The organism is Micromonospora sp. NPDC005553, from assembly GCF_042871765.1.
In the GTDB taxonomy this organism is placed as follows: Bacteria; Actinomycetota; Actinomycetes; order Mycobacteriales; family Micromonosporaceae; genus Micromonospora.
In genome coordinates this window covers 563,924-590,882 of sequence record NZ_JBIAJD010000001.1, presented here as the reverse complement: position 1 = coordinate 590,882, position 26,959 = coordinate 563,924, and the positions used below count along the sequence as shown (strand labels likewise).

Genomic DNA, 26,959 nt, shown 5'->3' with positions numbered 1-26,959 from the left:
GGGTGCTGGCGGTGGCGCGGGCCAGCGCGGGATGATCGACGTTCGTCTCGACGCCGAGCCGAGCCACGGATCGCCGGGGAGAGGGCCGATGACCCCGACACAGCTGCGCGCGTACGTCGCCGTGGTCCGGCTGGGCTCGGTCAAACAGGCCGCCGCGGAGCTTCAGGTCTCCGAGTCGGCGGTGTCGCTGCACATCGCCCAACTGCGCAAGGAGTTCGGCGACAAGCTCTTCGCCCGGACGGCGGCGGGCCTCGCGTTCACAGCGGGTGGGCTGCGGCTGGCCAGTCGGGCGGCGGAACTGCTGGGCCTGCAGGACCGCACCATCCTGGAGGTCAGCGCCGCGACGCGCGGCCGACGGATGCTGCGGGTCGCGGCGTCGAGCCTGTTCGCGGAGTTCGCCGCGCCGGGCCTGATCGAACTCTTCGCGAAGCGCGCCGCCGACCTCGACGTCGAGTTGAGCGTGCGCAACCCGGGGGCGTTCGAGTCGCTGCTGTTGACCCGCGCCGCGGACATCGCGATCGGGCCGCAACCGTCGGTCGTCGACAGCGCGATCGACTGCCGGCCGATGATGAACTACCGGCTCGTGATCGCCGTCGGTCCGGAGCATCCACTGGCCGGCATGGCGGCGTCACCGGGGCAGCTGCGGGAGCAGACCTGGCTGCTCGGGCCGTCGGCCGCCACCGAGTGGGGCGCGGTCCCGGCGCTGCTGCGCCGGCTCGCCGTGCCGGACGAGCGGCAGCAGTTGTTCCAGAGCCACGCGGCCGCGCTGGGGGAGGCCAAGCGGGGCAGGGGGGTGGCGCCGGCCCTCGCGTTCACCGTCGCGCCGGACATCCGTCAGGGCCAGCTCGGGCAGGTGCTGGGGCCGCACGCGACGATGGAGGCGGTGTGGCATGCGCAGGTGCTCGCCACCCCCGGCTCGATGTCGGCCGCCGAGGAGCTGTCGCGCTTCTCGTCGACGCCGAGGGCGATTCAGGCGATGATGCGCGGCGCGGGCGTCAGCGTCGGCCATTTCCGGCCGTCGGTGCACGTGACGCTCTGGAGCTGACGGGCGACGACAAGCAGGTCCTGGAAGGTGCCGGCCGGCAGCATCCGGTCGCAGTAGGGGAGTGCGGCGGCCATCCCGCCGACGCGAGGGGCGAAGCCGGGCGCGCCGGCGCGGGGATTCAACCAGAGGATCCGGTACGCGCGGCGGCTCAACCGGGCCATCACGGCCGCCAGGTCGTCCGGCGGGTCGCTGTCCCAGCCGTCCGACCCGATCACCACCACCGCCCCGCGTACGGCGTCCGCGTGGTGGGAGGTGAGCAGGGCGCGCAGGTTGGTGGCGATCCGGGTGCCCCCGTACCGGTCGGTCACGGCGGCGCTGGCCTGTGCGACCGCCTCTGCCGCCGAGGTGTGCCGGAGCACCACTGTGAGCCGGGTCAGCGTCGTGGCGAACGCGAACACCTCCGCGTCGGCGACCACCGCGAACGCCCGCATCAGATGCAGGTACGCGGTGGCCTGCGCCCGCATCGACTCGCTGACGTCGCAGAGCAGCACGACCCGGCGTGGTCGTCGCACCGGTCGCTCGCGGACGACCTCGACGGGTTCCCATCCGGTGCGGCGGGCCCGGGCGATGGTGGGCCGCAGCGCGACCCGGGCACCGGCCGCGCCGATGGCGAACCGCCGGGTACGCCGGGTCGGCCAGCCGGCGACGGCCGCGCGCAGGGCGTCGCCGAGTTGTGCCACCTGCGCGCTGTCGAGTTCGTCGAACGGACGGTCGGCGAGCCCGCTCAGGGCGCTGGGTCGCCGTTCGGGCAGCAGCAGCGCGGTGTCGTGTGCCGGTGTCTCCGTGACGGCCGGCGGCAGCGTCGCCCACGGCAGGCCACCGCCGGAATCCGAGTCGTCGGTGTCGGCCGGCACCCGCACGTACACGTCGTCGTGAGCGTCAGGTGCCGACGCGGACCGCGACGGGCGGGGCAGCGGGGGCGGGTCCGCGAAGACCGCCGCGAAGACCCGGTCGAACGCGGGCACGTCGGTGTGCCGTCGCACCAGGCTGATCCGGGCGGTCCAGTAGAGCGACGACATCGAGTCGGGCGGGCTGGCGGCGAGCGCACGGACGAAGTCGTCGACGGCGGTCAGCCCGGCCGGAACCCCGGCCCGGCGCAGCCGGCTGGCGAGAGCCACCGCGAACGCGGCTCGGTCGACGCCGCGCAGCACGCCCTGGCTCACCGGCGCGCGACCAGCCAGGCGATCACCGCGCCGACCGCGACCAGACCGACGACCACCGGTACGAGACGCTTGGTGACCGACCCGCCGGCGATGCTGAGCAGGTCGAGCGCCTCCGGCTCGGCGGTTGGCGCGACACGTACGGCATCGCCCGACGGCGCGATGCCCGACGGCGCGTTGCCCGACGACGCGACCGGCGACGACGCGTCCGGCGGCGGCGAACCTGGCCGTGACGAGACCGGCGACGGGCCGGCGGGTGACGGCGCGACCGGTGACGGCTCGACGGGTGAGGGTGCCACGGCGGCGGTGCTGGGCGTGGTGGCGACCGCCGTGGCGGACGCGGCCGGAGTCGGCTCGATCGGCGCGGTGGACGCCGCCGGGGTTGACTCGGACGCCGCCGGGGTGGGCGCGGGCGGCACGGCGGACGTGGCCGCAACGGGTTGGGCGTGCGGATGCGGGGCCGGTGGTTCGGCGGCGAGCTTGGCCTCCAGGTTCGCGACGAACTGGGCCAGCAGCTTGCCCGACACCTCCTTGATCATGCCGCTGCCGAACTGGGCCAGCTTGCCGGAGATCTTCAGGTCGGTGTCCACACTGACCAGCGTCCGGTCGCCGTCCGGCCGCAGGTGGGCGGTGACCAGCGCGGACGCGTTCCCCGTCGACCGGGCGTCGCGGCCCTTCGCGTCGATCACCCCGCGGTAGGCGGCGTCGTCCTTCTCGACGAAGCGGGCGGTGCCCGCGAACTCCGAGACGACCGGTCCGACCTTGACCCGCACCCGGCCCTGGTAGACGTCGCCGTCGACGTCGGTCAGCTGGGCGCCCGGCAGGCACGGCGCGAGCCCTTCCAGGTCGGTGAGCACCGCCCAGGCCCGGTCGATCGGGACGGTGACCGCGAACTCGTTGGTGATCTTCATGGCGGACTCTCCTGGTAGGCGCCGAGCGCGGCGGCGACCACGGCGCGGTCGTCGGGGGTCTTGGCGATGGTGCCGATGGTCTGCGCGACACCGTCGGCGGCCAGGTCGGTGACACCCAGCACGGACAGCGCGCCCACCCAGTCGATGGTCTCCGCCATGCCGGGCGCCTTCTCCAACTCCCGGTGGCGTACGCCGCCGACGAACTGCACTGCCGTCTGGATCAGCGGCCCGGCCGCGCCCGGTACGGCCCGGCGGACGATCTCCACGGCGCGGGCCGGTTCGGGAAAGTCGATCCAGTGGTAGAGGCAGCGGCGGCGCAGCGCGTCGTGCAACTCCCGGCTGCGGTTGGAGGTGAGCACCACGACCGGTGGCGTCCGGGCGGTGAAGGTGCCGAGTTCGGGGATCGTGATGCCGGCCTCGCCGAGGAACTCGAACAGCAGCGCCTCGAACTCGTCGTCGGCCCGGTCGATCTCGTCGATCAGCAGCACCGGCGGGACCGGCCCCTGGTGGCGTACGGCCCGCAGGATCGGTCGTTCCTGGAGGTACTCGGCGCTGAACAGGTCCGCGTCGGTGAGCCGGGTGTGGTGCGCCTCGGCGAGCCGGATCGCCAACAGTTGCCGCTGGTAGTTCCACTCGTAGAGCGCCTCGCCCGCGGTGAGCCCCTCGTAGCACTGCAACCGGATCAGCGGTGTCTCCAGCGCGCGGGCCAACGCCTTCGCGGCGGTGGTCTTGCCGACCCCCGGCTCGCCCTCCAGCAGCAGCGGCCGACCGAGGCGCAAGGCCAGGAACAGGGCCATCGCCATGCCGTCGTCGACCAGGTAGTCGACGGCGTCGAGGCGGTGCCGGACGGCCTGGGCGTCCTTCATGCCTCGCCCGCCAGCAGGCGCTCGTAGTCGGCCCGGGTGTCCACGTCGATCGGCACCGGCCCGTCGACTGTCACCTCGGTCACCGGGTGACGCCCTGCGTGCAGGAGCTTCCAGACGGCCTTGTCGCCGTGCAGGTCGTACAGCTCGGGCAGGACTTCACGGCCGAAGCGGAAGGGATGGCCCAGGCCGTCCGCGTACCGGCACACGGCCAGCGGGGTGCCCGCCGCGGCGACCCGGCGGACGTCCGCGACGCGGACGCCGGGCTGGTCACCGAGGAGCAGCACGAGGGCGTCGGCGCGCGGGTCCACCGCACGCGCGGCGGTGCGCACCGACGACCCGCAGCCGGTGCTGAACGCCGGGTTCCGCACGACCTGGCAGCCGGTCAGGTCCACCCGGTCGCGGATGTCGCCCGCAGCGCCGCCCAGGGTGACGAGCAACTGGTCGAAGCCGCACGCGCGGGCCAGGTCGACTGTGGCGTCGAGCAGCGTCCGCCCCCGGTACGGGAGCAGTTGCTTGGCCTCGCCGAGCCGCACCGACGCTCCAGCGGCGAGCACCACGCCGGTCAGGAACACCTGTCACGCCGCCGTGAAACTCGCGAGGCAACCGGCGCAGCAGAACCAGAAGTCCTGCCCGTCGACGCGCGTGTGCGGCGTCTCCGCCCCGACCAGCACCGTCATGCCACACACCGGGTCGACGGCCTGCTGCGGCCGGGCGGCCGGCGCGCCGGAGGCCGGGGCCAACCCGTCCACCCGGATGGCCCGGACCACCTCACCCATGATCGCCAGGGCGATCTCCGCTGGCGTACGCGCGCCGATCTCCAGCCCGGCCGGGGTGTGGACGCGGGCGCGTTCCGCGTCGGTGAGGCGCAGCTCGTCGAGCAGGGCCACGCCGCGTCTGCCACTGGCGACCAACGCGATGAACCCGACGCCGGCGTCGAGCGCGGCCCGGATCGCCTCCGGCTCGCCCTTGCCCAACCCGGCCACCACCACAGCGGTGCAGCCGGTGCTGTCGTCGGCGGTGACGACGTCGAAGTCGAGGAACGCGGCCACTGTCTTCACGGCGGCGCTGATCGGGGTGTCACCGACCACGCGCAGCGCCGGCGCCGGCAGCATCGGCCGGAGGAAGACCTCGATCGCCCCACCGGAGTGGCACGGGTTCACCACCACCCGAGCCCCCGGCGTCTCCGGGAACGGGGTCGCGCCCTCCGGCAGCACCCGCAGCAGCAGGGCGGTGCCGTCGCGCAGGGCGTCGAGGGCTGCCGCCCGCACCGAACTCTCCGCGCACACGCCGCCCACGAAGCCCTCGATCGAGCCGTCGGACCGGATCACCGCGTCGTCGCCCGGCCGCGCCGACGTCGGATCCTGCGCGCGGACCACTGTGGCGTGGACGAACGGCTCCCGGGTGTCGGTCAGCTCCCGGGCGCGTTCGGCGATGGTGGTCATCCTCGGCTCCTCAGATCGGCGGCCGGGCCTGGCCGCGCATCGCGTCCCAGACCCGCGACGGCGTCAGCGGCATGTCGGCGTGGCGGACGCCGAAGGGCTTCAGGGCGTCGATGACCGCGTTGACGATCGCGGGCGGCGACCCCACGGTGGCGGACTCGCCCACGCCCTTCGCGCCGATCGGGTGGTGCGGCGACGGCGTGACGGTGAAACCGGTCTCCCAGTCGGGCACTTCGAGGGACGTCGGGATCAGGTAGTCCATCAGGGACGCGCCGAGGCAGTTGCCGTCCTCGTCGAACGCGATCATCTCCATCAGCGCCATGCCGACCCCGTCGGTCAGGCCGCCGTGTACCTGCCCCTCGATGATCATCGGGTTGATCCGAGTGCCGCAGTCGTCGACCGCGATGAACCGTCGGACCTTCACCTGCGCGGTGCCGGGGTCGATGTCCACCACGCAGATGTACGCGCCGTGCGGATAGGTCAGGTTCGACGGGTTGTAGCAGATCTGCGCCTCCAGGCCACCCTCGATGCCCTCGGGCAGGTCACCCGCACCGTGCGCGCGCAGGGCGATGTCCTGGATCGTGACGGACCTGCCCGGGTCACCGGCGACGTGGAACGCGCCCTTCTCCCACTCCAGGTCGGCGACCGACACCTCGAGCATCCCCGAGGCGATGATCCGGGCCTTGTCGCGAACCTTCCGGGCCACCAGGGCCGCCGCCGCGCCCGAGACGGGCGTCGAACGGCTGCCGTACGTGCCGAGGCCGAACGGGGTGTTGTCGGTGTCGCCGTGCAGCACCTCGATGTCCGCCGGTGGGATCCCGATCTCCTCGGCGACGATCTGCGCGAACGTCGTCTCGTGGCCCTGACCCTGCGACTGCACGCTGAGGCGTACCACTGCCTTCCCGGTCGGGTGGACGCGCAGCTCGCAGCCGTCGGCCATGCCCAGCCCGAGGATGTCCATGTCCTTGCGCGGCCCGGCGCCGACGGCCTCGGTGAAGAACGCGATGCCGATGCCCATCAGCTCGCCCCGGGCGCGTTTCTCGGCCTGCTCGCGGCGCAGCTCGTCGTAGCCGGCCATCTCCATCGCCAGCCGCATCGTCGGCTCGTAGTTGCCCGAGTCGTACACCCAGCCGGTCTTCGTCGTGTACGGGAACTGCTCCGGCTGGATGAAGTTCTTCAGCCGCAGCTCGGCCGGGTCCATGCCGAGTTCGTCGGCGAGGCAGTCGACGATCCGCTCGACCAGGTAGACCGCCTCGGTGATCCGGAACGAGCAGGCGTACGCGACGCCACCGGGTGCCTTGTTGGTGTAGACCGCTGTCATCTTGCAGTACGCGGCCTCGATGTCGTAGCTGCCGGTGAAGACCCCGAAGAAGCCCGCCGGGTACTTCACCGGGGCGGCGGTGCCGTTGAACGCGCCGTGGTCGGCCAGCACGTTGGTGCGGATGCCGAGGATCCGGCCGTCGCGGGTAGCGGCGATCTCCCCGCGCATGATGTAGTCGCGGGCGAAACCGGTGCTGATCAGGTTCTCCGAGCGGTCCTCCATCCACTTCACCGGCTTGCCGGTCACGATCGAGGCGACGATCGCGCAGACGTACCCGGGGTAGATCGGCACCTTGTTGCCGAACCCGCCGCCGATGTCCGGCGAGATCACCTGGATCTTGTGCTCGGGCAGGCCCGCCACGATGGCGTAGAGGGTGCGGTGCGCGTGCGGGGCCTGGGTGGTCGACCAGAGTCGCAGCTTGCCGTCGACCGCGTCGTAGTCGGCGACCGCCCCACACGTCTCCATCGGCGCCGGGTGCACCCGGGGGTAGACGAGATCCTGGCTGACCACGACGTCCGCGCGGGCGAAGACCGCTTCGGTGGCCGCCTCGTCGCCGGTCTCCCAGTCGAAGCAGTGGTTGTTCGTCTTGCCGTCCAGATCGTCGCGGATCAGCGGTGCGTCCGACTCCAACGCCCGGCGCGCGTCGATCACCGGGTCGAGGACGTCGTACTCGACGTCGATCAGCTCCAGCGCGTCACGTGCCGCGTAGCGGTCGTCGGCGACGACGAACGCCACCTCCTGGCCCTGGAACCGCACCTTGTCGGTGGCGAGCACGGCCTGCACGTCGTTGGAGAGCGTCGGCATCCAGGCCAGGTTCTGCTGCGCCAGCATCGCACCGGTCACCACCGCCCTCACCCCGGGCGACGCCTCGGCGGCACTGGTGTCGATGCTGACGATCCGGGCGTGCGCCACCGGCGACCGGAGGATCGCGAGGTGCAGCATGCCGGGCAGTTGGACGTCGTCGACGTACCGGCCGCGCCCACGCAGGAAGCGCGGGTCCTCCTTGCGCAGCATCCGGCCGTACCCGACGGGCTTCTGGTCGTTGTCGTGGAACGTGTCCACGCGCTCGTGCACAGTGGTCATGCGACGGCCTCCGCGGGCTGGCCGGCGTTGTCGATCTCGCCAGCCTCGGTCGATTCGGTGGTCTCGGTGACCTGGGCCGCAGCCTGCGCCTCGGCCACGGCGGCCCAGCGGACCGAGCGCACGATGGTGGCGTAACCCGTGCACCGACAGATCTGACCCGAGATCGCCTCCCGGATCTCCGTCTCGCTCGGGTCGGGGTTGCGGTCGAGCAGCGCCCGCGCGGTCATCATCATCCCCGGGGTGCAGAAACCGCACTGTAGACCGTGGCACTGCATGAACCCCTGCTGGATCGGGTCCAGCTCGGCGCCCTTGGCGAGGCCCTCGACGGTACGCACCTGATGGCCGCCGGCCATCGCGGCGAGCACAGTGCACGACTTCACCGGCTCGCCGTCGAGCCAGACCACGCAGGTGCCGCAGTTGCTGGTGTCGCAGCCCCAGTGCGTGCCGGTCAGACCCAGCACGTCGCGCAGGAAGTGCACCAGCAGCAGCCGGCCCTCGATCTCCCGGGTGACCTCGACGTCGTTGACGGTCATGGTGACCTGCATGCTCAGCTCCTCGCCCGTTCGACGGCCCGGCGCAGGGTCCGCCGGGTCAGCTCGGCGGCCAGATGCCGCTTGTAGTCCGCGCTGCCGCGCTGGTCGGTCACCGGGTCGCAACTGTCCGCGGCGATCGCCCCGGCCTGCTCGTAGAGGCTCTCCGAGGGTTCCTGCCCGCGCAGCGTCGCCGAGATCGCCGGGATGCCGGTGGTGTTGGGGCCGACCGCCGCGAGCCCGACCCGGGCGTCGACGATCGCGCCGCCGTCGAGCCACACCGCCGCGCCGGCCGACACCACGGCCCAGTCGCCGGCCCGGCGCTCGACCTTGGCGTACGCGCTGCCACAGCCGGGCCGTACCGGTAGCCGGATCTCGACCAGGATCTCGTCGTCGGCGACGGCCGTCTCGTACGGCCCGACGTGGAACTCCTCCATCGACACGACCCGCTCCGTGCCGCCCGGGCCACGGATCACGCACCGCGCGTCCAGCGTCGTGCAGACCGCCGACAGGTCCTCGGACGGGTCGGCCTGGCACAGCGAGCCGCCCAGCGTGCCCCGGTTGCGCACCACCGGGTCGGCGATCACCCGTTCGGCGTCGGCGAAGATCGGGAACGCCGTCGCCAGCACGGGGGATTCGAGGAGCTCCCGATGCCGGGTCAGCGCACCGATGCGGACCTCATCGGGGCCCGCCTCGACGTAGCCCAACTCGCCGTGCAGGTCGTTGATGTCGATCAGATAGTCGAAGTTGGCCAGCCGGAGCTTCATCATCGGCAACAGGCTGTGCCCGCCGGCGATCAGGCGGGCTGTCCCGCCCAACCGCTCCAGCAGGCTGATCGCATGGTCCACACTGGTGGCTCGCTCGTACTCGAACGGTGCCGGCACCTGCATGTCGCACCTCCGTAGTCCGGCAGAATCTCTGCCCGGCGGGGGTCAAAGTCAACGGTGACCTAAGCAGTTGCTTAGGTCACCGTTGACGGTGCCGCCGGGGCTCGCGGATCGTGCGGCCATGCGGGACATCGTCGACGGGCTGGCCGGCTGGCGTGCGGAGGGCGTCGCGTTCGCCGTCGCGACCGTCGCCCGGACCTGGCAGTCCGCGCCCCGGCAACCTGGCGCGGCGATGGCCGTCTCGGCGAACGGCGACGTGGTGGGCAGCATCTCGGGCGGCTGCGTCGAGGGTGCCGTCTACGAACTCTGCCGGGCCGCGATCCAGACCGGCACGGCGCGCACCCAGACCTTCGGCGTCAGCGACGACGACGCGTTGGACGTCGGGCTGACCTGCGGCGGCACCATCCAGGTCCTGGTGCAACCGAGCGTGGCGATGGCCGAGTTCGACGAGGTCCTCGCCGCGATCCGCGACGGCCGTCCGGTCGCCACCGCATCGGTCGAGAACGCCCAGCTGGTGATCTGGCCGGATCGGGTCGCGGGCAGCCTCGGCGCACCCGATCTGGACGACGCGGCGGCCCGGCAGGCGACCGGGATGCTCGCGCTCGGCGTCACCGGCACGATCCACCTGGGCCGGCAGGGGCAGCAGCGTGGCGACGAGGTGGCCGTGTTCGTCCAGTCGTACGTGCCGCCACCCCGGATGATCGTCTTCGGCGCGATCGACTTCGCCGCCGCGATGGCCCGGATCGGCAAGTTCCTCGGCTACCACGTGACGGTCTGCGACGCCCGCCCGGTGTTCGCCACCCGTGCGCGCTTCCCGGACGTCGACGACCTCGTCGTCCGCTGGCCGCACGCGTACCTGGAGTCGACGACCGTCGACGACCGCACGGTGCTCTGCGTCCTGACCCACGACCCCAAGTTCGACGTGCCGCTGCTCCAGGTCGCCCTCGCCACACCGGCCCGTTACATCGGCGCGATGGGCAGCCGACGTGCCCACGACGATCGGATACGCCGGTTGCGCGAGGCCGGCGTCCCGGAGAGCGCGCTGGCCCGACTCCGCTCACCGATCGGGCTGGACCTGGGCGCGCGGACACCGGAGGAGACGGCCGTGGCGATCGCCGCCGAGATCACCGCCCAGACCTGGGGCGGCACGGGACGCCCGCTCAGCGACCTGGCGACCCCGATCCACCACACCTGACCGGTCTAGATCAGGCGCAGGACCAGCGCGGCGGAGACCGCCAACTCGCGGTCGAGCACCTCGTCCCGGGGGACGAACACCATGGCCTGCCCCTCACCGAGGACGACGTCCTCCTGTCGAGCCGTGGTGGTGCCACGGAACACGTGGACGGTAACGGTGTGGGGAAAGCCGGCCTCGTACGGACGCGGACCGCTCCACAGCGGATGCAGCTCACCCGCGGTCAGACCCGTCTCCTCCAGCAACTCGCGGCGGGCCGCCTCCTCCGGTGACTCGCCGGGCTCGACGTGGCCACCGGGCAGGCTCCACTGGCCCGGCGAGACGACCGCATCCTCGTCGCGGTGCTGCAGCAACACCGCACCCGATTGATCGACGAGCAGCACGAGGGCGACATCGTAGGTGGCCATGATCAGACCGTGCCACGTCGCCGTGGGCATGTCGACGACGGTCCGGCCCGGCGCGCCGGGTCGCGTACGCTCCGCGGATGGACCTCGATGATCTTCCGCTTGCCGAGTTCGCGTTTCCGGGGCCACTGCGGGACAAGCTCGTGGGCGCGATCCTGTCCGGGGCCAAGACCTCGACGACGGGCCTGCTGATCGGGTACGAGTGCGCGAACGAGCCACTGCCCGAGGTGGGTCAACTGTCGGCCGTGGTGGACTCCGCCGGTCGCCGGGTTGCGGCCATCGAGCTGACCGACGTACGGGTGGTCCGGCTCGCCGACGTCGACCTGCCACACGCCCTGGCCGAGGGGGAGGGCGACGAGTCGGTGGCGCAGTGGCGTGCGGGGCACGAGACGTTCTGGCACAGCGCCGAGGTACGCGCCGAGTTGGGCGATCCCGACTTCACAGTGGACGATGACACCCTGGTGGTGACCGAACGCTTCCGGCTGGTGCACGTCGCCTGATCTGTTGTCGCCACCGTGGACGGTTGATCAGCGGACGACGCGATCGTCGAAGGTCACCTATGCTCGGCGCGTGATCCCCCCGGCACTCGAGATCCGTGGCCTGGTCAAGACCTTCGCGGCGCATCGCGCGGTGGACGGCATCGATCTGACCGTGCGTTCCGGCACCTTCCACGGCATCGTCGGGCCCAACGGCGCCGGCAAGTCCACCACCATCCGAATGGCCGTCGGCCTGGTCACTCCGGACTCCGGGGAGATCCGGATCCTCGGCCACGACGCGCTGCGCGAGCGCGGCCTGACCCGCGCGCTGACCGGCGTGCTGCCCGACGGCCTCGACTTCCCGGAGCGCCTCACCGGCGCCGAACTGCTCCGCTACAGCGCCGGGCTGCGAGGGCTGCCCCGGGCGGAGGCCGCCGAGCGGGCAGCCGAACTGATCGACGTGCTCGGCCTGGTCAAGGGCGCCGGCACCCCGTTGGCCGACTGCTCCACCGGCACCCGCAAGAAGCTCGGCCTCGCCCAGGCGCTGCTGCACGCGCCGCGACTGCTCGTGCTCGACGAACCGTTCGAGGCGGTCGACCCGGTCTCCGCGGCCACCATTCGCCGGGTGCTGCGCCGGTTCGTGGCCGGTGGCGGCACCTGCGTGCTGTCCACCCACTCGATGCTGCTCGTCGAGCAGATGTGCGACGAGGTCACCGTGATCCATCAGGGCCGGGTGGTCGCCGCCGGGTCGGTCGCCGAGGTCGCCGCCGGCAGCAGCCTGGAGGACCGGTTCGTCGAGTTGGTCGGCGCCGAAGCCTCCGGCAGCGCCGGTCTGGACTGGCTGACCGGGGCACGATGAGCGCGCAGTCCACCGTCCCCGGAGGGCGGAGCGGCACCCTCGGCGCGATCACGGTACCGGCCCGGATGCGCGCGACGATGTTCCGTCGCTCGCTGCGCGAACACCCTGGCCCCACGGTGGCCGGCCTGGTCGGTCTGCTCGCCGCCGCCTGGTTGATCCGGTACGCGCTCAACGGTGACCAGCACACTCTCGGCCTGCTCGCCGGGGCGTGGGTTCTCGGCTGGATCGTCCTGCCGCTGCTGCTCGGCGGCGGGCGTGGCCGGGTCCGCCCGGCCCACCTGCGGTTGGAGCCGATCGGCGGTGTCCCGGCCGCGATCGGCCTGCTCGCCGCGTCGGCGATCGGGGTCGGCCCGGCCGTCTCGCTGGTGGCACTCGCCGCCCTGCCGGTGCACGCCGCGCGGTACGGCACCGTCGCGGTCCTCGTCACCGCCTTCGGTGCGGTGCTGCTCTGGCTGTTCGGGCTGATCGGCTCGGCCATCGCGCTGGAGGTCGTCGGCCACGCCGGTGGTCCGGCCGGGGCGCTGCTCACTGGCGTCTTCACCGGTACGGCGATGGGTGTCGCCGGGTCGCTCTGGGCCGTCTTCCCATGGGTGTCGGTACTGCTCGTGGCAGCGCCGCAGGACGTGGTCCGGGCCATGGCGTACGTGCCGAGCGGCTGGCCGGTCACCGCCGTGACCGGACCAACCGGGCAAGGGGTGCGCCTGATGGCAGCCCTGGTGGGCATCGTGGCGCTCTGCGCCGCCGCGTACATCATGCTCGTCCGAAGGGTGATCGCCACCGGCGTGCCGTTCCGGCCGCGCCGGACCACGGCGGCGTCACCGGCCACGGCGGAGCGGGAGTGGCCGGGATGGGTCCCGGCCGCGACGCGGGCGGTCGTCGGCCGCGAGTTGCGGTCCTGGATGCGGCACCCGTTGCGGTTGCAGTATCTGGCGTTCGCTGTGGTGTACGGGGCGTTGCTCGCCGGGCTGCCGCTGCTGTCGGACGTGGACCTGCTGTTGCCGTGGGCCGGAACGCTCGCCGTGCTCGGCGCGGCGGCGATGTCCGCCGGGCTGGTCGGGCTGGACGGCACCGCGCTGTGGCTGCCGTTCACCACACCGGGCGGTGAACGGGCCGAGGTCCGGGGACGTGCCCTGGCCTGGCTGGTGCTGGTCACTCCGATCGGCGTGCTGCTCACCGTCGTCGGCATCATCCTCGCCCCCGACGTCGACCCGCTGGCCGCGCTCTCCACCCTGCCGGCCCTGCTCGGCGCGGGCGCGTCGGTGCCGGTGTGGGTGTCGCTGCTGCGCGTACGCCCGGTGGCCGACCCGCGGCACCCCACTGCGGCTGACAACCCGACCGACATCGTCAGCGTGCTGGTCGCCACCGCTGCCGGGCTGCTCGCCGCCGCGCCGGTGCTCGCCCTGATGATCTGGGGTCCGCCGGAGACGGCACCGCTGCTACCGGTGGTCGGGCTGCTCTCCGGCGTGGCGACCTGGTGGGGTGGCTTGTGGCTGGCCGACGAGCGGCTCGCCCAGCGCGGCACGACGGTGCTCGCCGCGGCCGGTCAGCGGAGCCGGCCCCCGGAGGCGGCGCTCCCGCTGACCTGGGACGTGCAGTGGTATCGGGAGAACACGTCGACAGCGTGGGCGCTGGGGTTGCTGACGCTCGGGTGGATCCCGGTGATCCCGCAGGGGCTCATGCCGCTGGCGTTCGGAATCGACAGCGGGTGGATCGTGGCCGGTCACCTGAGCGGGAGCGCGCACACGGCGGTGGGGTTGGCGATGGTCGGTCTGGGCGTCGCGATGCTGCTCACCGGCCTGGTGCTGTGGGATCGCCGACCGCAACCGGGCAGCCCCTGATCCACGGCTCTACAGCAGCGCGAGCTGGCCCTCGACCTCGTCCGTGTGTGGCTCCCGGAGTTGCCAGCGGCGGAGCACCCCGAGGCGGGCGTCGTACGTCAACCAGTGGCCCTGCCCACCGGAGGACCGGATCGAGTTCTGGGGGACGTCCATGCCGTAGTCCATGACGGTCTGCGGGCGCAGCGTGCGGGTTGAGAGTAGGAGATGCTGCTCGGCGTCGCCCTGGTCGGTGGCAACGCCGACCAGCACCCAGTCGTCGGATACGACCGCTGCGGCCTCGTGCATCCGGTAGTCGTCGGAGTCTCCGAACTCGGGGATGTCGTCGTAGCGGCGCTCCACCCGGGCACTGTCGTCGGCACCATCGCGTATCGCGATCCAGCCGCTGCCGTGCGGCATGGAGAGATAGAAGCTCCCGCTGGCGTTCATGTCGGCCAGGCAGCCGTTCAAGGTGTGCCCGGCGAGCAGCCGCCGATCGTCCGTCGTCCAGCGGTGACTGAGACAGGTCTCCGGTCCTACCGAGATGTGCAGCCCGACGTGTTGTCGGTTGGCCCCCAGGACGAATGTGGCGGAGCCGTCAACGGTCTGAAGCAGGCGCCGGTCGACCTCCGTACCGCCGCCGGACGCGTCCAGCACGACGAGTTGGTCGCCGGACCCGTCGGGCAGGAACAGCCAGAGCAGGTTGTCCCCGCTCAGGTGACAGGTTGGCCGGGGCCAACCTGTCGACAAGGCCCTGCCGTGCTCGACCGCCCACCGGACGCGGCCGTCGGCGCTGCGGACCTGCACCTGTCGTGGTCCCAAGAGTGCGAACCGTGACCGGTCCGGAGCCACGCCGACGGCCAGGATCGGGTCCTCGTCGGAGGGCTCCCACGCCAGCGCGACGGTCAGGTCCGCGTCCAACACGCGCAGCGAGCGATCGCTCCACACCAGCAAACCCGCGCCGCTCGAACGCTCCACATAGGATGACGGCGTCAAGACTGTCTCGGCGATCAGCATCGGGCGCACAGCCGTGAGCCTACGCAGAGCGAGGAGCGGCGGCGGTGCTCGCTATCTTGTAGTCGTGAGAGTGAATACAGCTTCGTACGTGGTCCGACGGAGCCGGGTCCGGGCCGGGCTCACGGTGGTGCTGTACAGCCTGTTGCCGGTGACGGCCATCGTGATCGGTCTGCAGGACCTGACTGAGCGCTTCATGTTCTTCATCATCGGCCTGGGGTTCGAGGTCACCTTCCTCGCCATGTCGCGTCGTCACGTGCTCAGCGCGTTGCGGCGGGAACTGCTCTTCGCCATTGATGAGCAGGGCGTCTACCTGGGTCCGGATGACTTCGGCCGGCCGGCGACGCGCGAATCCTGGTCGAACATCGACTTCATCATCCACTTCAAGGGCCTGATCTGGACGACCAGCACTCGCGGCAGACCGAACCGTAACGTAGGTATCGTCCAGGGTGGCAGGATCGTCCAATCCCGGGCGATTGGTGGCTGGTGGTTCAACGTCAGGCGAGCCGCCGCAGCCGCCGACCATTTCGGCGGCGGAACGCCGGTGCTCAAGGGGCCGTATTTCGATCAGGTGCCGCGTGAGTGGTTCCACACGATCACCCTGCCGACAGAATGGCTTGCCGACCATGCCGGATCTCGGGCCGGGTGACGTCCTCCCGAGGTGGCCGACGGTGCGGAGGAAGAGCCGGCTCACTGCGCAGCGCTACAGCATCGCCAGAGGAGCCAGGGGTATGCCGTCGACGCCGTCGAGCCTCAGCAGCTCACCCACTCCAGATCCTTGTCCGTTCAGGGGCATCTCGAACCGCCACGACTCGTGCGTCATCTGGGGTTGGAGCTGCGAGGACAGGTCGCCCTTGCCCCGGCACAGCTTGCGCAGGCGCTCGTACGCGGCGTCGCGGTCCTCGAATTCGATCGACTTCGCCGTTGGGAGTGCCCGGACGGCCTTCTCCACGGCGGCTCGTTGTTCGTTGGTGGCCGACGACTTGAGCCGGACGATGACGCCGATCCGCGACGGCCGAGGGTCGACGTCCGCGATCCTGAGCGCCACATCCTCCACGCCGTCGGCCTCGGCCACCACCAGTTCGACCGCCTCGGCGATCGACGCATCGGTGACGGTGGCGTGGAGAAGCTCCGGCATGTACTCCGGCTTGAGGGCCGCCAGCAGGTCGGGCTGATCCTTCAGCTCCGCCTTCTGGCGTTCGTACGCCTGCTCGCGGGTTTCGAGGGACACCTCCCTGACGCTGGGCATCGACCGGAGCTGCTGCTCCACGCTGCCCTTCTGCGCCACCGTCACGTCGTTGTCGAGGAAGACGGTCAACGCCACGTCCCCGGGTTCCTCGGGTGTCGAGGTGCAGGCGGGAAGGGCCAGCAGGACGACGAGTGACAGTAAGGGTGTTTTGCGGCGCATGGGCGGAGATAGTAACCATCACTGGCGCGCATCGCCGCCCCTTAACAGCGGACTTCGCCGCCGCTGGGGAGTCGTCAGGACCTCGGTGCTGGGTTGGTCTTCGTAACCTTGGTCCGCCAGACTGCGCGGTATGGCTGATCGTTGGCGCCGGTGGGCGTGGGTCGGGGTGCTCGTCATCGGGCTGATCCTTTATCTGGCGGTGCTGCGGACCCTGGTCAGCACCAAGAATCCGAACTTCGTACCGGCGTTGATCCTGCTCGGGGCGACGTTGGTGCCGTTGACGTTCCTGACGTTCGCGCAGGCCCGGACCGGGCGCTGGCAGGTGCCGGCTTCGGTGTTGGTGACGTCGGCGTTCTTCGGCGGTGTGATCGGCACCGTCGTCGCCGGCACCCTGGAGTACGACACCCTGCGCGGCCTTGGCACCCTGCCGATGCTGTTCGTCGCGTTGATCGAGGAGTCGGCGAAGCTGATCGTCCCGGTGGTGCTGCTGTTCACGGTGGTGGCCCAGCGTCGTCGCCGGGTGCCCTCCGACGGGCTGATCATCGGCATCGCCGCCGGCATGGGGTTCGCCGCGCTGGAGACGATGGGCTATGCGTTCAGCGCGCTGCTGAGTTCGCAGGGCAACATCGGCGCGGTGGAGCAGACGCTCTTCATCCGGGGTCTGACGGCGCCCGCCGGTCACACCGCCTGGACCGGGCTGACCGCCGGCGCGCTCTGGGCGTTGCTGGCGAGCCCGAGCGTCGCCCGGCTCTTCGGGTTCATCGGCACGTTCCTGGGTGTCGTCGTCCTGCACACCCTCTGGGACACGTTCTCCGGTTCGCTGGTCTTCGTCGTGTTGGCGATCATCAGCATCGGCTGGTTGTTCTGGGAGCTGCGCCGCTACCGGACCTTCAGCGATCAACACGTCGGCCAGCCGCAGCCGCACTGACCAGCGCCGTACCCCATGCCTCTCCCGGCCCGTACCGAAGGGCTGGGGGAGGCATCACTGTTGGTGATGTCGCTGCGGCCGGGCCGGCACCTCAACTAACGTCAGAGTGTTCATATTTGGTGGGATTGGTCGGGAAGGTGCAGCGATGGGGGTGCGCAGCTGGTTCGAGGGCTGGCCGGTCTATCGCCAGCTCACCGGCACGGACCCGCTGGGCCGGGGCACCGCGGCGAAGTCCGACGGGTCCCGCGCGCTGACCGCCCGTACCGGTGACGCCGATTCGGTGGCTCGGTCTGTCTGCCCGTACTGCGCTGTGGGGTGTGGTCAGCGGGTGTTCGTGAAGGACGGGCGGGTCAGTCAGATCGAGGGTGATCCGGACAGCCCGATCTCGCGGGGTCGGCTCTGTCCGAAGGGTGCGGCCAGCAAGAGCCTGGTGACCAGTCCGCTGCGGCAGACCAAGGTCCGCTACCGCCGGCCGTACGGCACCGAGTGGGAGGACCTCGACCTCGACACGGCGCTGAACATGATCGCCGATCGGGTCCTGGCCGCCCGGGACGAGACTTGGGAGGACGTCGACGCCGAGGGTCGGCCGCTCAACCGGACGCTGGGTATCTCCAGTCTGGGTGGGGCGACGTTGGACAACGAGGAGAACTACCTCATCAAGAAGTTGTTCACCGCGATGGGGGCGTTGCAGATCGAGAACCAGGCCCGTATTTGACACTCGTCCACCGTCCCCGGTCTGGGGACCAGCTTCGGTCGTGGCGGCGCCACCCAGTACCAGCAGGACCTGTCGAACTCCGACGTCATCGTCATCCAGGGTTCGAACATGGCCGAAGCACACCCGGTGGGTTTCCAGTGGGTGATGGAGGCCAAGCGTCGAGGCGCGAAGGTCTTCCACGTCGACCCGCGGTTCACCCGCACCAGCGCGCTGGCTGACTCGTACCTGCCGATCCGGGCGGGCAGCGACATCGCGCTGCTCGGTGGGGTGGTGCGCTACATCCTCGACAACGAGCTGGACTTCCGGGAGTACGTCGTCGCGTACACCAACGCCGCGACGATCGTGACCGAGGAGTACGCCGACACCGAGGACCTGCACGGTCTCTTCTCCGGCTTCAACGAGGAGAACGCCACCTACGACCAGGCCAGTTGGCGCTACGAGGGCCACCCGCAGGACCAGACGACCCGGGACAGCGAGACGCAGCGGGAGACCGGCGCCGGGCTGGAACACGAGTCGCACGGCGCACCGGTCGGCGGTCAGACCGAACGTGACGAGACGTTGCAGCACCCGCGCTGCGTCTACCAGATCCTCAAGCGGCACTTCTCCCGTTACACCCCGGAGATGGTGGAACGGGTCTGCGGCATCCCGCAGGAGAAGTTCCTCGAACTGGCCCAGGCGTGGACGGAGAACTCCGGCCGGGACCGGACCGGCATGCTCGTCTACTCGGTGGGCTGGACGCAGCACAGCGTCGGCGTGCAGTACATCCGGACCGGCGCGATCATCCAGCTCCTGCTGGGCAACATGGGCCGCCCGGGCGGCGGGGTGATGGCCCTGCGCGGACACGCCAGCATCCAGGGGTCCACCGACATCCCGACGCTGTTCAACCTGCTGCCCGGTTACCTGCCGATGCCCCACCACACGGAGCACCCGACCCTGGACAAGTGGGTGGACAGCATTGCGCACCCCGGGCAGAAGGGCTTCTGGGGCAACGCCCGCACCTACGGCGTCAACCTGCTCAAGGCGTACTGGGGTGACGCCGCCACCGCCGACAACGACTACTGCTACGGCTACCTGCCGCGGATGACCGGTGACCACGGCACGTACCAGCAGGTGCTCGACATGATCGACGGGAAGATCAAGGGGTACTTCCTGCTCGGGCAGAACCCCGCGGTCGGGTCGGCGCACGGCCGGGCGCAGCGGCTCGGCATGGCCAACCTCGACTGGCTCGTGGTCCGGGACCTGTTCGAGATCGAGAGCGCCACGTTCTGGCAGAACGCGCCGGAGATCGAAACCGGCGAGATCACCCCTGAGGGGTGCCGCACCGAGGTGTTCTTCCTACCGGCCGCCTCCCACGTGGAGAAGGAGGGCACGTTCACTCAGACGCAGCGCCTGTTGCAGTGGCGGGAGAAGGCCGTCGAACCGCCAGGCGACGCCCGCTCCGAGCTGTGGTTCTTCTACCACCTCGGTCGCGTCATCCGGGAACGGCTGGCGACGTCGCCGAAGCCGCGTGACCGTGCGCTGCTCGACCTCGCCTGGGACTACCCCACGCACGGCCCGAACGCGGAGCCCAGCGCCGAGGCGGTGCTGCGCGAGATCAACGGGTACGACGTGGCCACCGGCCGGCCGCTGGCGTCGTTCACCGAGATGAAGGACGACGGCTCCACCGTCGGCGGCTGCTGGATCTACACCGGGGTGTACGCCGACGGCGTCAACCAGGCGGCCCGCCGCAAACCCGGCTCGGAGCAGTCCCTGGTGGCACCCGAGTGGGGTTGGGCCTGGCCGGCGAACCGGCGCATCCTCTACAACCGGGCCTCCGCCGACCCGGACGGCAACCCGTGGTCCGAGCGCAAACGCTACGTCTGGTGGGACGCGGACAAGAGCGAGTGGACCGGCTATGACGTGCCGGACTTCGAGAAGACCAAACCGCCGTCCTACCGACCGGAGCACGACGCGTCGGGTGTGGCGGGCATCGCCGGCGACGACCCGTTCATCCTTCAGGGAGACGGCAAAGGCTGGTTGTACGCGCCCACCGGCGTGCTCGACGGGCCGATGCCCACCCACTACGAGCCGATCGAGTCGCCGGTGCGCAACCCGCTCTACCGGCAGCAGGCCAACCCGACCCGCAAGGTCTACACCCATCCGATCAACACGCTCAACCCGAGCCCGCCGGAACCGCACAGCCAGGTGTTCCCGTACGTGTTCACCGTCAGCCGGCTCACCGAGCACCACACCGCCGGAGGGATGAGCCGGACGGTGTCACCCCTCGCGGAGCTGCAACCGGAGATGTTCGTCGAGGTGTCGCCGGAGTTGGCGGCCCTGCGAGGCTTGAGTCACCTGGGCTGGGCCCACCTGGTCACCAGCCGCGCGGCCGTCGAGGCGAAGGTGCTGGTGACCGACCGCGTGACGCCGCTGCGCGTGGATGGCCGGGTCATCCACCAGGTCTGGCTGCCGTACCACTTCGGCTACGAGGGCCTGGTGACCGGCGACTCGGCCAACGACCTGTTCGGCATCACCCTCGACCCCAACGTCCTGATTCAGGAGAGCAAGGTCGGCACGTGCGACGTCCGGCCCGGACGACGCCCCAGAGGACAGGATCTGTTGGACCTCGTCGTCGACTACCGGCGGCGGTCGGGAGACCTCGCCCACCACTACCCACCGCTGGTCACGACCGACGTCGCCGACAGCAGCAGCGACCAGGAGGCCTGACCGATGCCCCACGCCAACGCCCTGTACGGGCCGCTGGACCCCGCACCGGACGCCGGCTACGAGAACCCGCCGCCGCGGATGGGGTTCTTCACCGACACCAGCGTCTGCATCGGCTGCAAAGCGTGCGAGGTGGCCTGCAAGGAGTGGAACGGCGTCCCCGAAAGTGGGCTCGACCTGCTGGGCATGTCGTACGACAACACGGGCGCCCTGACCGCGAACTCGTGGCGGCACGTCGCGTTCGTGGAGCAGCCCCGCACGGCCGGCTGGGCGACTCCAGCGTTCGCGGGGGACCCGGACGGGCCGTCGGTCAGCCCGCTCACGGCGGCCGTCGGCGCGCGTACCAGCACCGACACCGGAACCGATCCGGGCCTTCCGCCCGGCTCGCCGGCGGCGGCGGCCCGCATGTCGGGCGGGCCGGAGTTTCTGGGGATGCCGGGTGCGCAGCCGCCGGGGAGGGGTTCGGGTGCGGAGGGACGGACCGATTTCCGCTGGTTGATGATGTCGGACGTGTGCAAGCACTGCACCCACGCGGCCTGCCTGGATGTCTGCCCGACCGGTTCCCTGTTCCGGACGGAGTTCGGCACGGTGGTGGTGCAGGAGGACATCTGCAACGGCTGCGGCTACTGCATCTCCGCCTGCCCGTACGGCGTCATCGATCAACGCAAGGTCGATGGCCGGGCGTGGAAGTGCACGCTGTGCTACGACCGCTTGGGCGCGGGCATGACCCCTGCGTGTGCGCAGGCGTGTCCGACGGAGTCGATCCAGTACGGCGCTCTGGACGAGTTGCGGGAGCGGGCCGCCGCGCGGGTGGCGAACCTGCATGAGCGGGGCGTGCCGGAGGCGAGGTTGTACGGGCACGACCCGAACGACGGTGTCGGTGGTGACGGCGCGTTCTTCCTCCTGTTGGACGAGCCTGAGGTGTACGGGTTGCCACCCGACCCGATCGTGACCACCCGCGACCTGCCGGCCATGTGGAAGCGTGCCGGCCTGGCCGCCCTGGCGATGACCGCCGCCACTGTTGTCGCATTCCTGGGCAGGCGGTCATGACCCGCGGCGGTGAGCAGCTCACGGTGCCGCCGGCCAACTTCGCCTCCTACTACGGCCGGCCGGTGTTGAAGCCGCCGGTGTGGAAGTACGACATCGCCGGTTACCTGTTCACCGGAGGTCTCGCTGCCGGGGGCGCACTGATCGGCGGTGCCGCCCAACTGACCGGACGGCCGGGGCTGCGCACTGTGGGCCGTTGGACGGCCCTCGGCGGTGTCGCCGCCAGTACGTATCTGCTGGTCCACGACCTGGGCCGGCCGGCTCGGTTCCATCACATGCTCCGGGTGGTCAAGGTGACCTCGCCGATGTCGGTCGGCACCTGGATCCTCGCCGCGTTCGGCCCGGCCGCCGGTGTGGCCGCGGTCGCCGAGCTGGCGCCGCTGCTCCCCGAGCACGGTGTCCTCGGCCTCGCCCGCCGGCTGGCGCCACCCGTCGGCGACATCGCCGGGCTGGCCGCGGCTGCCACCGCCCCGGCGCTGGCCACGTACACCGGGGTGCTGCTCGCCGACACCGCCGTACCTGCCTGGCACGAGGCGTACCCCTATCTGCCGTTCGTCTTCGGTGGCAGCGCGCTCGCCGCCGCCACCGGGGTCGGCCTCATCGCGGCGCCCGCCGCCCAGACCGCTCCGCTGCGGCGACTCGCTGTCGTCGCGGCGACCATCAAGTACCTCGGCGGTCGCCGGATGGAGCGGTTGGGCCTGACCGGTGAGCCCTACCGGCAGGGTCGCAGCGGTCGTCTGGTCCGTGCGGGTGACGTGCTGCTCGGCGTGGGCACCGTCGCCGCGCTGTTCAGCCGACGCAGCCGGGTGCTGGCGGCGATCTCCGGCGCCGCCCTCGTGGCCTCGTCGGTGGCCACCCGGTTCGGCGTCTTCGAGGCGGGACGGGTGTCGGCGCGCGATCCGAAGTACACGGTCGTGCCACAACGGGAGCGGCTCGCCGAGAAGCGGTCGGCGACCCGGCCCTGAGCGGACCAGCGCAACGGAAAGGCGCCCCTTCAACGGGGTGCCTTTCCGTAGCGATTGCAGAAGGTCCGGCCCGCGACGGACCGCCACGCGTCAGCCGGTGAACAGCTTCGCGGCGGTGATCGCGGTCTGGATGATGCCGTACCCGAGGAGCACCGCGACCAGCAGCCACGACAACCAGAGCCGCCCGGTCTGGTTACCGACGTGCGGCGGCGCGGGCGGTTGGCTGTCCGGCCCGAGCGCGACCGGCTCGGTGACGGTGGCCTTCGCCACGGGCGAGGTCGGTCCTCGGTCCGGTTCGTGGAACCGTTCGGGCACGGAACGCACCAGCAGGTTCGCGATGAACCCGATGGCGAGGATGCCGACCATGGTGAACAGCGCGGGCCGGTACGCCGCCGCGGTGAGCGTGCCGGGCTTGCCCTGCGTGTCGAGGATCCCGTTGACGATCAGCGGGCCGGCGACGCCCGCTGCCGACCAGGCGGTGAGGATCCGGCCGTGGATGGCCCCGACCTGGAAGGTGCCGAACAGGTCACGCAGGTAGGCGGGCATGGTGGCGAAGCCACCGCCGTAGAAGGAGATGATCGCGGCGGCGATCAGGACGAAGACCGCGGTAGCGGAGTGGCCAGCGACGGCGAGCAGCAGGTACAGCACCATGCCGACGCCGAGGTAGACCATGTAGATGGGCTTGCGGCCGATGAGGTCGGACGTTGTCGACCAGACGAACCGCCCCGCCATGTTGAACAGCGACAGCACCCCCACGAAACCGGCTGCCGCCGTCACCGAGACCGTGGTGGCGGTCCCGTTGTCCCGGAAGAAGTCCTGGATCATCGGGCTTGCCTGCTCCAGGATGCCGATGCCTGCTGTGACGTTGCAGAACAGCACGATCCACAGCAACCAGAACGACCGGGTACGCACGGCGTTCGACGCGGACACGCTCGCCGTCGTCACCAGAGGTTTGGTGGCGACGCTCGCGGGGTCGAACCCGGCGGGCCGCCAGTCCGGCGCCGGAACCCGGACGTTGAACGGGCCGAACATCATGATCACGAAATAGCCGATGCCGAACGTGACGAACAGCGCCACGAGGGCGCTGCCCGACGCCACGGCGGCCGGGTTGTTCGGGTTGTAGCCGGAGTCGTAGAGGGAGAGCAGTTGGCGCGCGAGCGGACCGGCGACCAGGGCGCCGCCGCCGAACCCCATGATGGCCAGCCCGGTGGCGAGGCCGGGGCGGTCCGGGAACCACTTGATCAGTGTGGAGACCGGCGAGATGTAGCCGATGCCGAGCCCGATGCCACCGATGACGCCGTATCCGAGGTAGAGGAGCCAGAGTTGTTGGGTCGCGATGCCGAGCGCGCCGACCAGGAACCCGACGGCCCAGAAGCAGGCGGAGACGAACATCGCCCGGCGCGGTCCGTTCTTCTCCACCCAACGGCCACCCACCGCCGCCGACGAGCCCAGCATGACGATGGCGATACTGAAGATCGCCCCGATCGCCGTCTGGCTGACGTCGAAGTGCGCGATGAGGGAGTTCTTGTAGACACTTGTCGCGTAGACCTGGCCGATGCACACGTGCACGGCCAGTGCCGCGGTCGGGATGAGCCAGCGGCTGTATCCCGGGGGAGCGACAGTGTGCCGAGGATCGAACACCGACAGCATGGGCATCGTCCACACCTCCTGCGGCCGAACAGGCCGCGACGTTGCCGAGCTGTCCGACCCGGCAGTTGGCCGAGCGGCGCCGCCGCAGTGGCGGCCCGGCGCACGTCTGGCGTCAGCCGTTGACCGGCTCAATCTCACGTTACGTGGCAGCGCGTTCACATCATGTCGTTACCGAGAAACGCGAAACGGGGGCGGGCCAACCGGCCCGCCCCCGTTCTGCTGGCGTACGACTCAGTGAATCGCGACCTTTGCCGCCGCCTCCTCCTGGACGCGTCGTTCGTCCCCGCTGAGGGTGTGCAGCGGCTTTTCCTTGATGAACAGCACGACGACCAGCGCGAGCAGCGCGAACGGCGCGCCGACCAGGAAGAGGTCCGCGGTGGCGATGCCGTACACGTCCTGCACGATGCGCAGCACCGGCTCGGGCAGCGTGGACAGGTCGGGCACCTCGGCGGAGCCGCCGCCGGCGGTCGCCGCCGGGCCGAGCCGCTCGGTCGTCAGCGAGGTCACCCGACTCGCCAGGACCGCGCCGAGGGCGCTGACTCCGATCGCGCCGCCCATGCTGCGGAAGAACGTCAGCACGGAGGTGGTGACGCCGAGTTCGTGGGCCGGTACGTCGTTCTGCGCGGCGAGCACGAGGTTCTGCATGAGCATGCCGACGCCGATGCCCAGCACGGCCATGTAGATCGACAGCACGACGACGCTGGTGTCGGCGTCGATGGTGCCCAGAAGTAGCATCCCGACGCTCATCACCGCGGCGCCTGCCACCAGGTAGGCCTTCCACCGGCCGTACTTCGTGATGAGCTGTCCGGCGATCGTCGACGAGACGAGCAGGCCGAAGATCATCGGAAGGCTCATCAGGCCGGCGACGGTGGGCGACTTGCCGAGCGAGATCTGGAAGTACTGGGACAGGAAGACGGTGCCGCCGAACAGCGCGACACCGACCAGCACGCTGGCGACCGTGGCCAGCGAGACCGTGCGGTTGCGGAAGATGCCCAGCGGGACGATCGGCTCGGCGGCGCGCGATTCGACGAGCACGGCCAGCGCCAGCAGGACCAGACCACCGGCGACCATCAGGGCCGTCCAGCCGGAGGCCCACTCGAACTTGTTGCCGGCCAGGGACGACCAGATCAGCAGCGTGGAGACACCAGAGGTGATGAGCAGGGCGCCCAGCCAGTCGATCTTCGCCTTGCGGCGGACGACCGGCAGGTGCAGGGTGCGCTGGAGCAGGGCGATGGAGATGATGCTGAACGGGACGCCGATCAGGAAGCACCAGCGCCAGCCGAGCCACGACGTGTCGACGAGCAGTCCGCCGATCAGCGGACCGGCGATGGTGCCCACACCGAAGACCGCGCCGAAGATGCCGGCGTAGCGGCCCAGCTCACGCGGCGGGATCATCGCCGCCATGACGATCGTGGCCAGCGCCGTCATGCCGCCGGCGCCGATGCCCTGGACGACACGGCTGAGCAGCAGTACCTCGACGTTCGGCGTGAAGCCCGCGATGAGCGAACCCACCACGAACAGTCCCAGCGACAACTGGATCAGCAGCTTCTTGCTGTACAGGTCGGCCATCTTGCCCCACAGCGGCACCGTCGCCGTCATGGCGAGCAGTTCGCTGGTGACGATCCACGTGTAGACGGTCTGGCTGCCGTTCAGGTCCGCGATGATCCGCGGCAGCGCGTTCGCCACCACCGTGGAGGCGAGGATGGACACGAACATGCCGACCATCAGGCCGGAAAGGGCCTGGAGAACCTCCCGACGCGACATGCGCGTGCCGACCTCGGCGGTGTCGGCGGGCGGGACGGTGGTGGTCATTGACGCTCCCTTGGCGGGTTTGTGGCGGGGTGACTGGCCCCGGAGCTGATGCGGCGGGGCGGGGAGTGGCGGGTCAGGAGGGGGACGGCGGATCCGGCAGCCCGGCGGCCACCGCGGAGAAGGCTTCGTCCACGAAGTCGCGCAGGGGGCGGGTGTCGTCGCCGGCGGACCAGCGCAGCATCGCGGTGTGGAAGGCAGCACTGGTGACAGCGGCGATGAGCGGCGGGAGGCCGTGGTCGGGACCTACGCCGAGGCGGGTGGCGATGACCGAGACCATGGCTCGCTCCGTCGCGATGTTGCCGGGCACCAGCCGGGGCAGCAGCGCGGGGTTCTGGGTGATGACCGCCAGCCGCAGCCGCCACAACTCCCGGTCGGCCTGGATCGTGTCGATCGCCTCGTCGAGGGCCAGCCGGACGGCCTGCAACGTTGGCACCTGCGCAGGTGTGGCCGCCAGACGCGCCACGACCGGGTTGCCGTCGAGCGCCGGATCGTCGGTGAGTGCCTCGTCCTTGCAGGTGAAGTAGTTGAAGAAGGTCCGCGAGGACACGTCCGCGGCCTCGCTGATCTCCTCCACCGTCACGTGCTCCAGGCCGCGTTCGGCGACCAGCCGCAGCGCGGCGGCGGTCAGCGCGGCCCGCGTCTGCGCCTTCTTGCGGTCGCGACGCCCGGGCGCGGCTTGGTCGGTGTCCGTCACGCGAGCGAGATTAGGAGCGAATTTGCACAGCCTGCA

General features: G+C 70.8%; 24 protein-coding genes. 10 read left to right on the top strand and 14 right to left on the bottom strand.

The window, feature by feature from the left end; translation table 11 throughout:
- Nucleotides 1-88 precede the first annotated feature (88 nt).
- Nucleotides 89-1,045: a LysR family transcriptional regulator gene (locus ACFYPG_RS02780; RefSeq protein WP_387349800.1), complete on the top strand. Its 957-nt coding sequence runs from the start codon at nt 89-91 to the stop codon at nt 1,043-1,045.
- Here ACFYPG_RS02780 and ACFYPG_RS02775 read toward each other — a convergent pair.
- Genes ACFYPG_RS02775 through ACFYPG_RS02740 form a run of 8 tightly spaced genes read right to left on the bottom strand, consistent with a single transcriptional unit; the run spans nt 970 to nt 9,245 of the window.
- Complete coding sequence (locus ACFYPG_RS02775; protein ID WP_387349797.1) at nt 970-2,208, bottom strand: VWA domain-containing protein; 1,239 nt, start codon at nt 2,206-2,208, stop codon at nt 970-972. The genes ACFYPG_RS02780 and ACFYPG_RS02775 overlap by 76 nt on opposite strands.
- Entirely contained in the window at nt 2,205-3,116 is a 912-nt protein-coding gene (locus ACFYPG_RS02770; RefSeq protein WP_387349795.1) for an SRPBCC domain-containing protein, read from the bottom strand. Before ACFYPG_RS02770 ends, ACFYPG_RS02775 begins: the two co-directional genes overlap by 4 nt.
- Entirely contained in the window at nt 3,113-3,982 is an 870-nt protein-coding gene (locus ACFYPG_RS02765; protein ID WP_387349792.1) for an AAA family ATPase, read from the bottom strand. The genes ACFYPG_RS02770 and ACFYPG_RS02765 overlap by 4 nt, the downstream gene beginning before the upstream one ends.
- Nucleotides 3,979-4,554, bottom strand: a complete 576-nt coding sequence (locus tag ACFYPG_RS02760; protein WP_387349789.1) for an NTP transferase domain-containing protein — start codon at nt 4,552-4,554, stop codon at nt 3,979-3,981. Before ACFYPG_RS02760 ends, ACFYPG_RS02765 begins: the two co-directional genes overlap by 4 nt.
- 3 nt (nt 4,555-4,557) lie before the next feature.
- Nucleotides 4,558-5,424, bottom strand: coding sequence for an XdhC family protein (locus ACFYPG_RS02755; RefSeq protein WP_387349787.1), 867 nt, complete (start codon nt 5,422-5,424; stop codon nt 4,558-4,560).
- 10 nt (nt 5,425-5,434) lie between these two features.
- Nucleotides 5,435-7,825 (bottom strand): aerobic carbon-monoxide dehydrogenase large subunit, encoded by a 2,391-nt coding sequence (locus ACFYPG_RS02750; protein ID WP_355006546.1) that lies wholly within the window; start codon nt 7,823-7,825, stop codon nt 5,435-5,437.
- On the bottom strand, nt 7,822-8,370 hold the full coding sequence (locus ACFYPG_RS02745) for a (2Fe-2S)-binding protein (protein ID WP_357195947.1): 549 nt from the start codon (nt 8,368-8,370) through the stop codon (nt 7,822-7,824). The genes ACFYPG_RS02750 and ACFYPG_RS02745 overlap by 4 nt, the downstream gene beginning before the upstream one ends.
- 2 nt (nt 8,371-8,372) lie before the next feature.
- The gene (locus ACFYPG_RS02740; protein WP_355006548.1) at nt 8,373-9,245 is read right to left on the bottom strand and encodes a xanthine dehydrogenase family protein subunit M; all 873 of its coding nucleotides are present in this window, start codon (nt 9,243-9,245) and stop codon (nt 8,373-8,375) included.
- Nucleotides 9,246-9,363: 118 nt separating this feature from the next.
- Between ACFYPG_RS02740 and ACFYPG_RS02735 the strand changes: the two genes are divergently transcribed.
- Nucleotides 9,364-10,437, top strand: coding sequence for an XdhC/CoxI family protein (locus ACFYPG_RS02735; RefSeq protein WP_355006549.1), 1,074 nt, complete (start codon nt 9,364-9,366; stop codon nt 10,435-10,437).
- Between the two features lie 5 nt (nt 10,438-10,442).
- Here ACFYPG_RS02735 and ACFYPG_RS02730 read toward each other — a convergent pair whose 3' ends face one another.
- Nucleotides 10,443-10,841 (bottom strand): NUDIX domain-containing protein, encoded by a 399-nt coding sequence (locus ACFYPG_RS02730; RefSeq protein ID WP_355006550.1) that lies wholly within the window; start codon nt 10,839-10,841, stop codon nt 10,443-10,445.
- Between the two features lie 77 nt (nt 10,842-10,918).
- Here ACFYPG_RS02730 and ACFYPG_RS02725 point away from each other — a divergent pair, with 77 nt between their 5' ends.
- The 3 genes from ACFYPG_RS02725 to ACFYPG_RS02715 all read left to right on the top strand — a co-directional run bounded on the left by ACFYPG_RS02725 (nt 10,919) and on the right by ACFYPG_RS02715 (nt 14,011).
- Entirely contained in the window at nt 10,919-11,338 is a 420-nt protein-coding gene (locus ACFYPG_RS02725) for an ASCH domain-containing protein (RefSeq protein ID WP_355006551.1), read from the top strand.
- A 70-nt stretch (nt 11,339-11,408) separates the two neighbouring features.
- Nucleotides 11,409-12,173, top strand: coding sequence for an ABC transporter ATP-binding protein (locus ACFYPG_RS02720; protein WP_387349782.1), 765 nt, complete (start codon nt 11,409-11,411; stop codon nt 12,171-12,173).
- Complete coding sequence (locus ACFYPG_RS02715; RefSeq protein WP_387349780.1) at nt 12,170-14,011, top strand: hypothetical protein; 1,842 nt, start codon at nt 12,170-12,172, stop codon at nt 14,009-14,011. Before ACFYPG_RS02720 ends, ACFYPG_RS02715 begins: the two co-directional genes overlap by 4 nt.
- Nucleotides 14,012-14,020: 9 nt before the next feature.
- On the opposite strand, the gene ACFYPG_RS02710 is transcribed toward ACFYPG_RS02715, so the two are convergent.
- Nucleotides 14,021-14,935, bottom strand: coding sequence for a hypothetical protein (locus ACFYPG_RS02710; protein WP_387349777.1), 915 nt, complete (start codon nt 14,933-14,935; stop codon nt 14,021-14,023).
- A 217-nt stretch (nt 14,936-15,152) separates the two neighbouring features.
- Between ACFYPG_RS02710 and ACFYPG_RS02705 the strand changes: the two genes are divergently transcribed.
- On the top strand, nt 15,153-15,650 hold the full coding sequence (locus tag ACFYPG_RS02705; RefSeq protein ID WP_355006555.1) for a hypothetical protein: 498 nt from the start codon (nt 15,153-15,155) through the stop codon (nt 15,648-15,650).
- A 54-nt stretch (nt 15,651-15,704) separates the two neighbouring features.
- On the opposite strand, the gene ACFYPG_RS02700 is transcribed toward ACFYPG_RS02705, so the two are convergent.
- The gene (locus tag ACFYPG_RS02700) at nt 15,705-16,409 is read right to left on the bottom strand and encodes a permease-like cell division protein FtsX (protein ID WP_387349774.1); all 705 of its coding nucleotides are present in this window, start codon (nt 16,407-16,409) and stop codon (nt 15,705-15,707) included.
- 130 nt (nt 16,410-16,539) lie between these two features.
- Here ACFYPG_RS02700 and ACFYPG_RS02695 point away from each other — a divergent pair, with 130 nt between their 5' ends.
- From ACFYPG_RS02695 to nrfD, 4 genes are all read left to right on the top strand, one after another.
- The gene (locus tag ACFYPG_RS02695) at nt 16,540-17,337 is read left to right on the top strand and encodes a PrsW family intramembrane metalloprotease (protein WP_355006558.1); all 798 of its coding nucleotides are present in this window, start codon (nt 16,540-16,542) and stop codon (nt 17,335-17,337) included.
- Nucleotides 17,338-17,482: 145 nt separating this feature from the next.
- Nucleotides 17,483-20,758, top strand: coding sequence for a formate dehydrogenase (fdh, locus tag ACFYPG_RS02690; protein WP_387349771.1), 3,276 nt, complete (start codon nt 17,483-17,485; stop codon nt 20,756-20,758).
- A gap of 3 nt (nt 20,759-20,761) precedes the next feature.
- Nucleotides 20,762-21,805: a 4Fe-4S dicluster domain-containing protein gene (locus tag ACFYPG_RS02685; RefSeq protein WP_387349769.1), complete on the top strand. Its 1,044-nt coding sequence runs from the start codon at nt 20,762-20,764 to the stop codon at nt 21,803-21,805.
- The gene (nrfD, locus tag ACFYPG_RS02680; RefSeq protein WP_387349767.1) at nt 21,802-22,767 is read left to right on the top strand and encodes an NrfD/PsrC family molybdoenzyme membrane anchor subunit; all 966 of its coding nucleotides are present in this window, start codon (nt 21,802-21,804) and stop codon (nt 22,765-22,767) included. Before ACFYPG_RS02685 ends, nrfD begins: the two co-directional genes overlap by 4 nt.
- Before the next feature lie 90 nt (nt 22,768-22,857).
- On the opposite strand, the gene ACFYPG_RS02675 is transcribed toward nrfD, so the two are convergent.
- From ACFYPG_RS02675 to ACFYPG_RS02665, 3 genes are all read right to left on the bottom strand, one after another.
- Nucleotides 22,858-24,417, bottom strand: a complete 1,560-nt coding sequence (locus ACFYPG_RS02675) for an OFA family MFS transporter (protein WP_387350881.1) — start codon at nt 24,415-24,417, stop codon at nt 22,858-22,860.
- 231 nt (nt 24,418-24,648) lie between these two features.
- Entirely contained in the window at nt 24,649-26,229 is a 1,581-nt protein-coding gene (locus ACFYPG_RS02670; protein WP_355584413.1) for an MDR family MFS transporter, read from the bottom strand.
- A gap of 73 nt (nt 26,230-26,302) precedes the next feature.
- Nucleotides 26,303-26,923 carry a TetR family transcriptional regulator gene (locus ACFYPG_RS02665; RefSeq protein ID WP_355006563.1) on the bottom strand — a complete coding sequence of 207 codons (621 nt, stop codon included), beginning with the start codon at nt 26,921-26,923 and terminating at the stop codon, nt 26,303-26,305.
- Nucleotides 26,924-26,959: the final 36 nt, after the last annotated feature.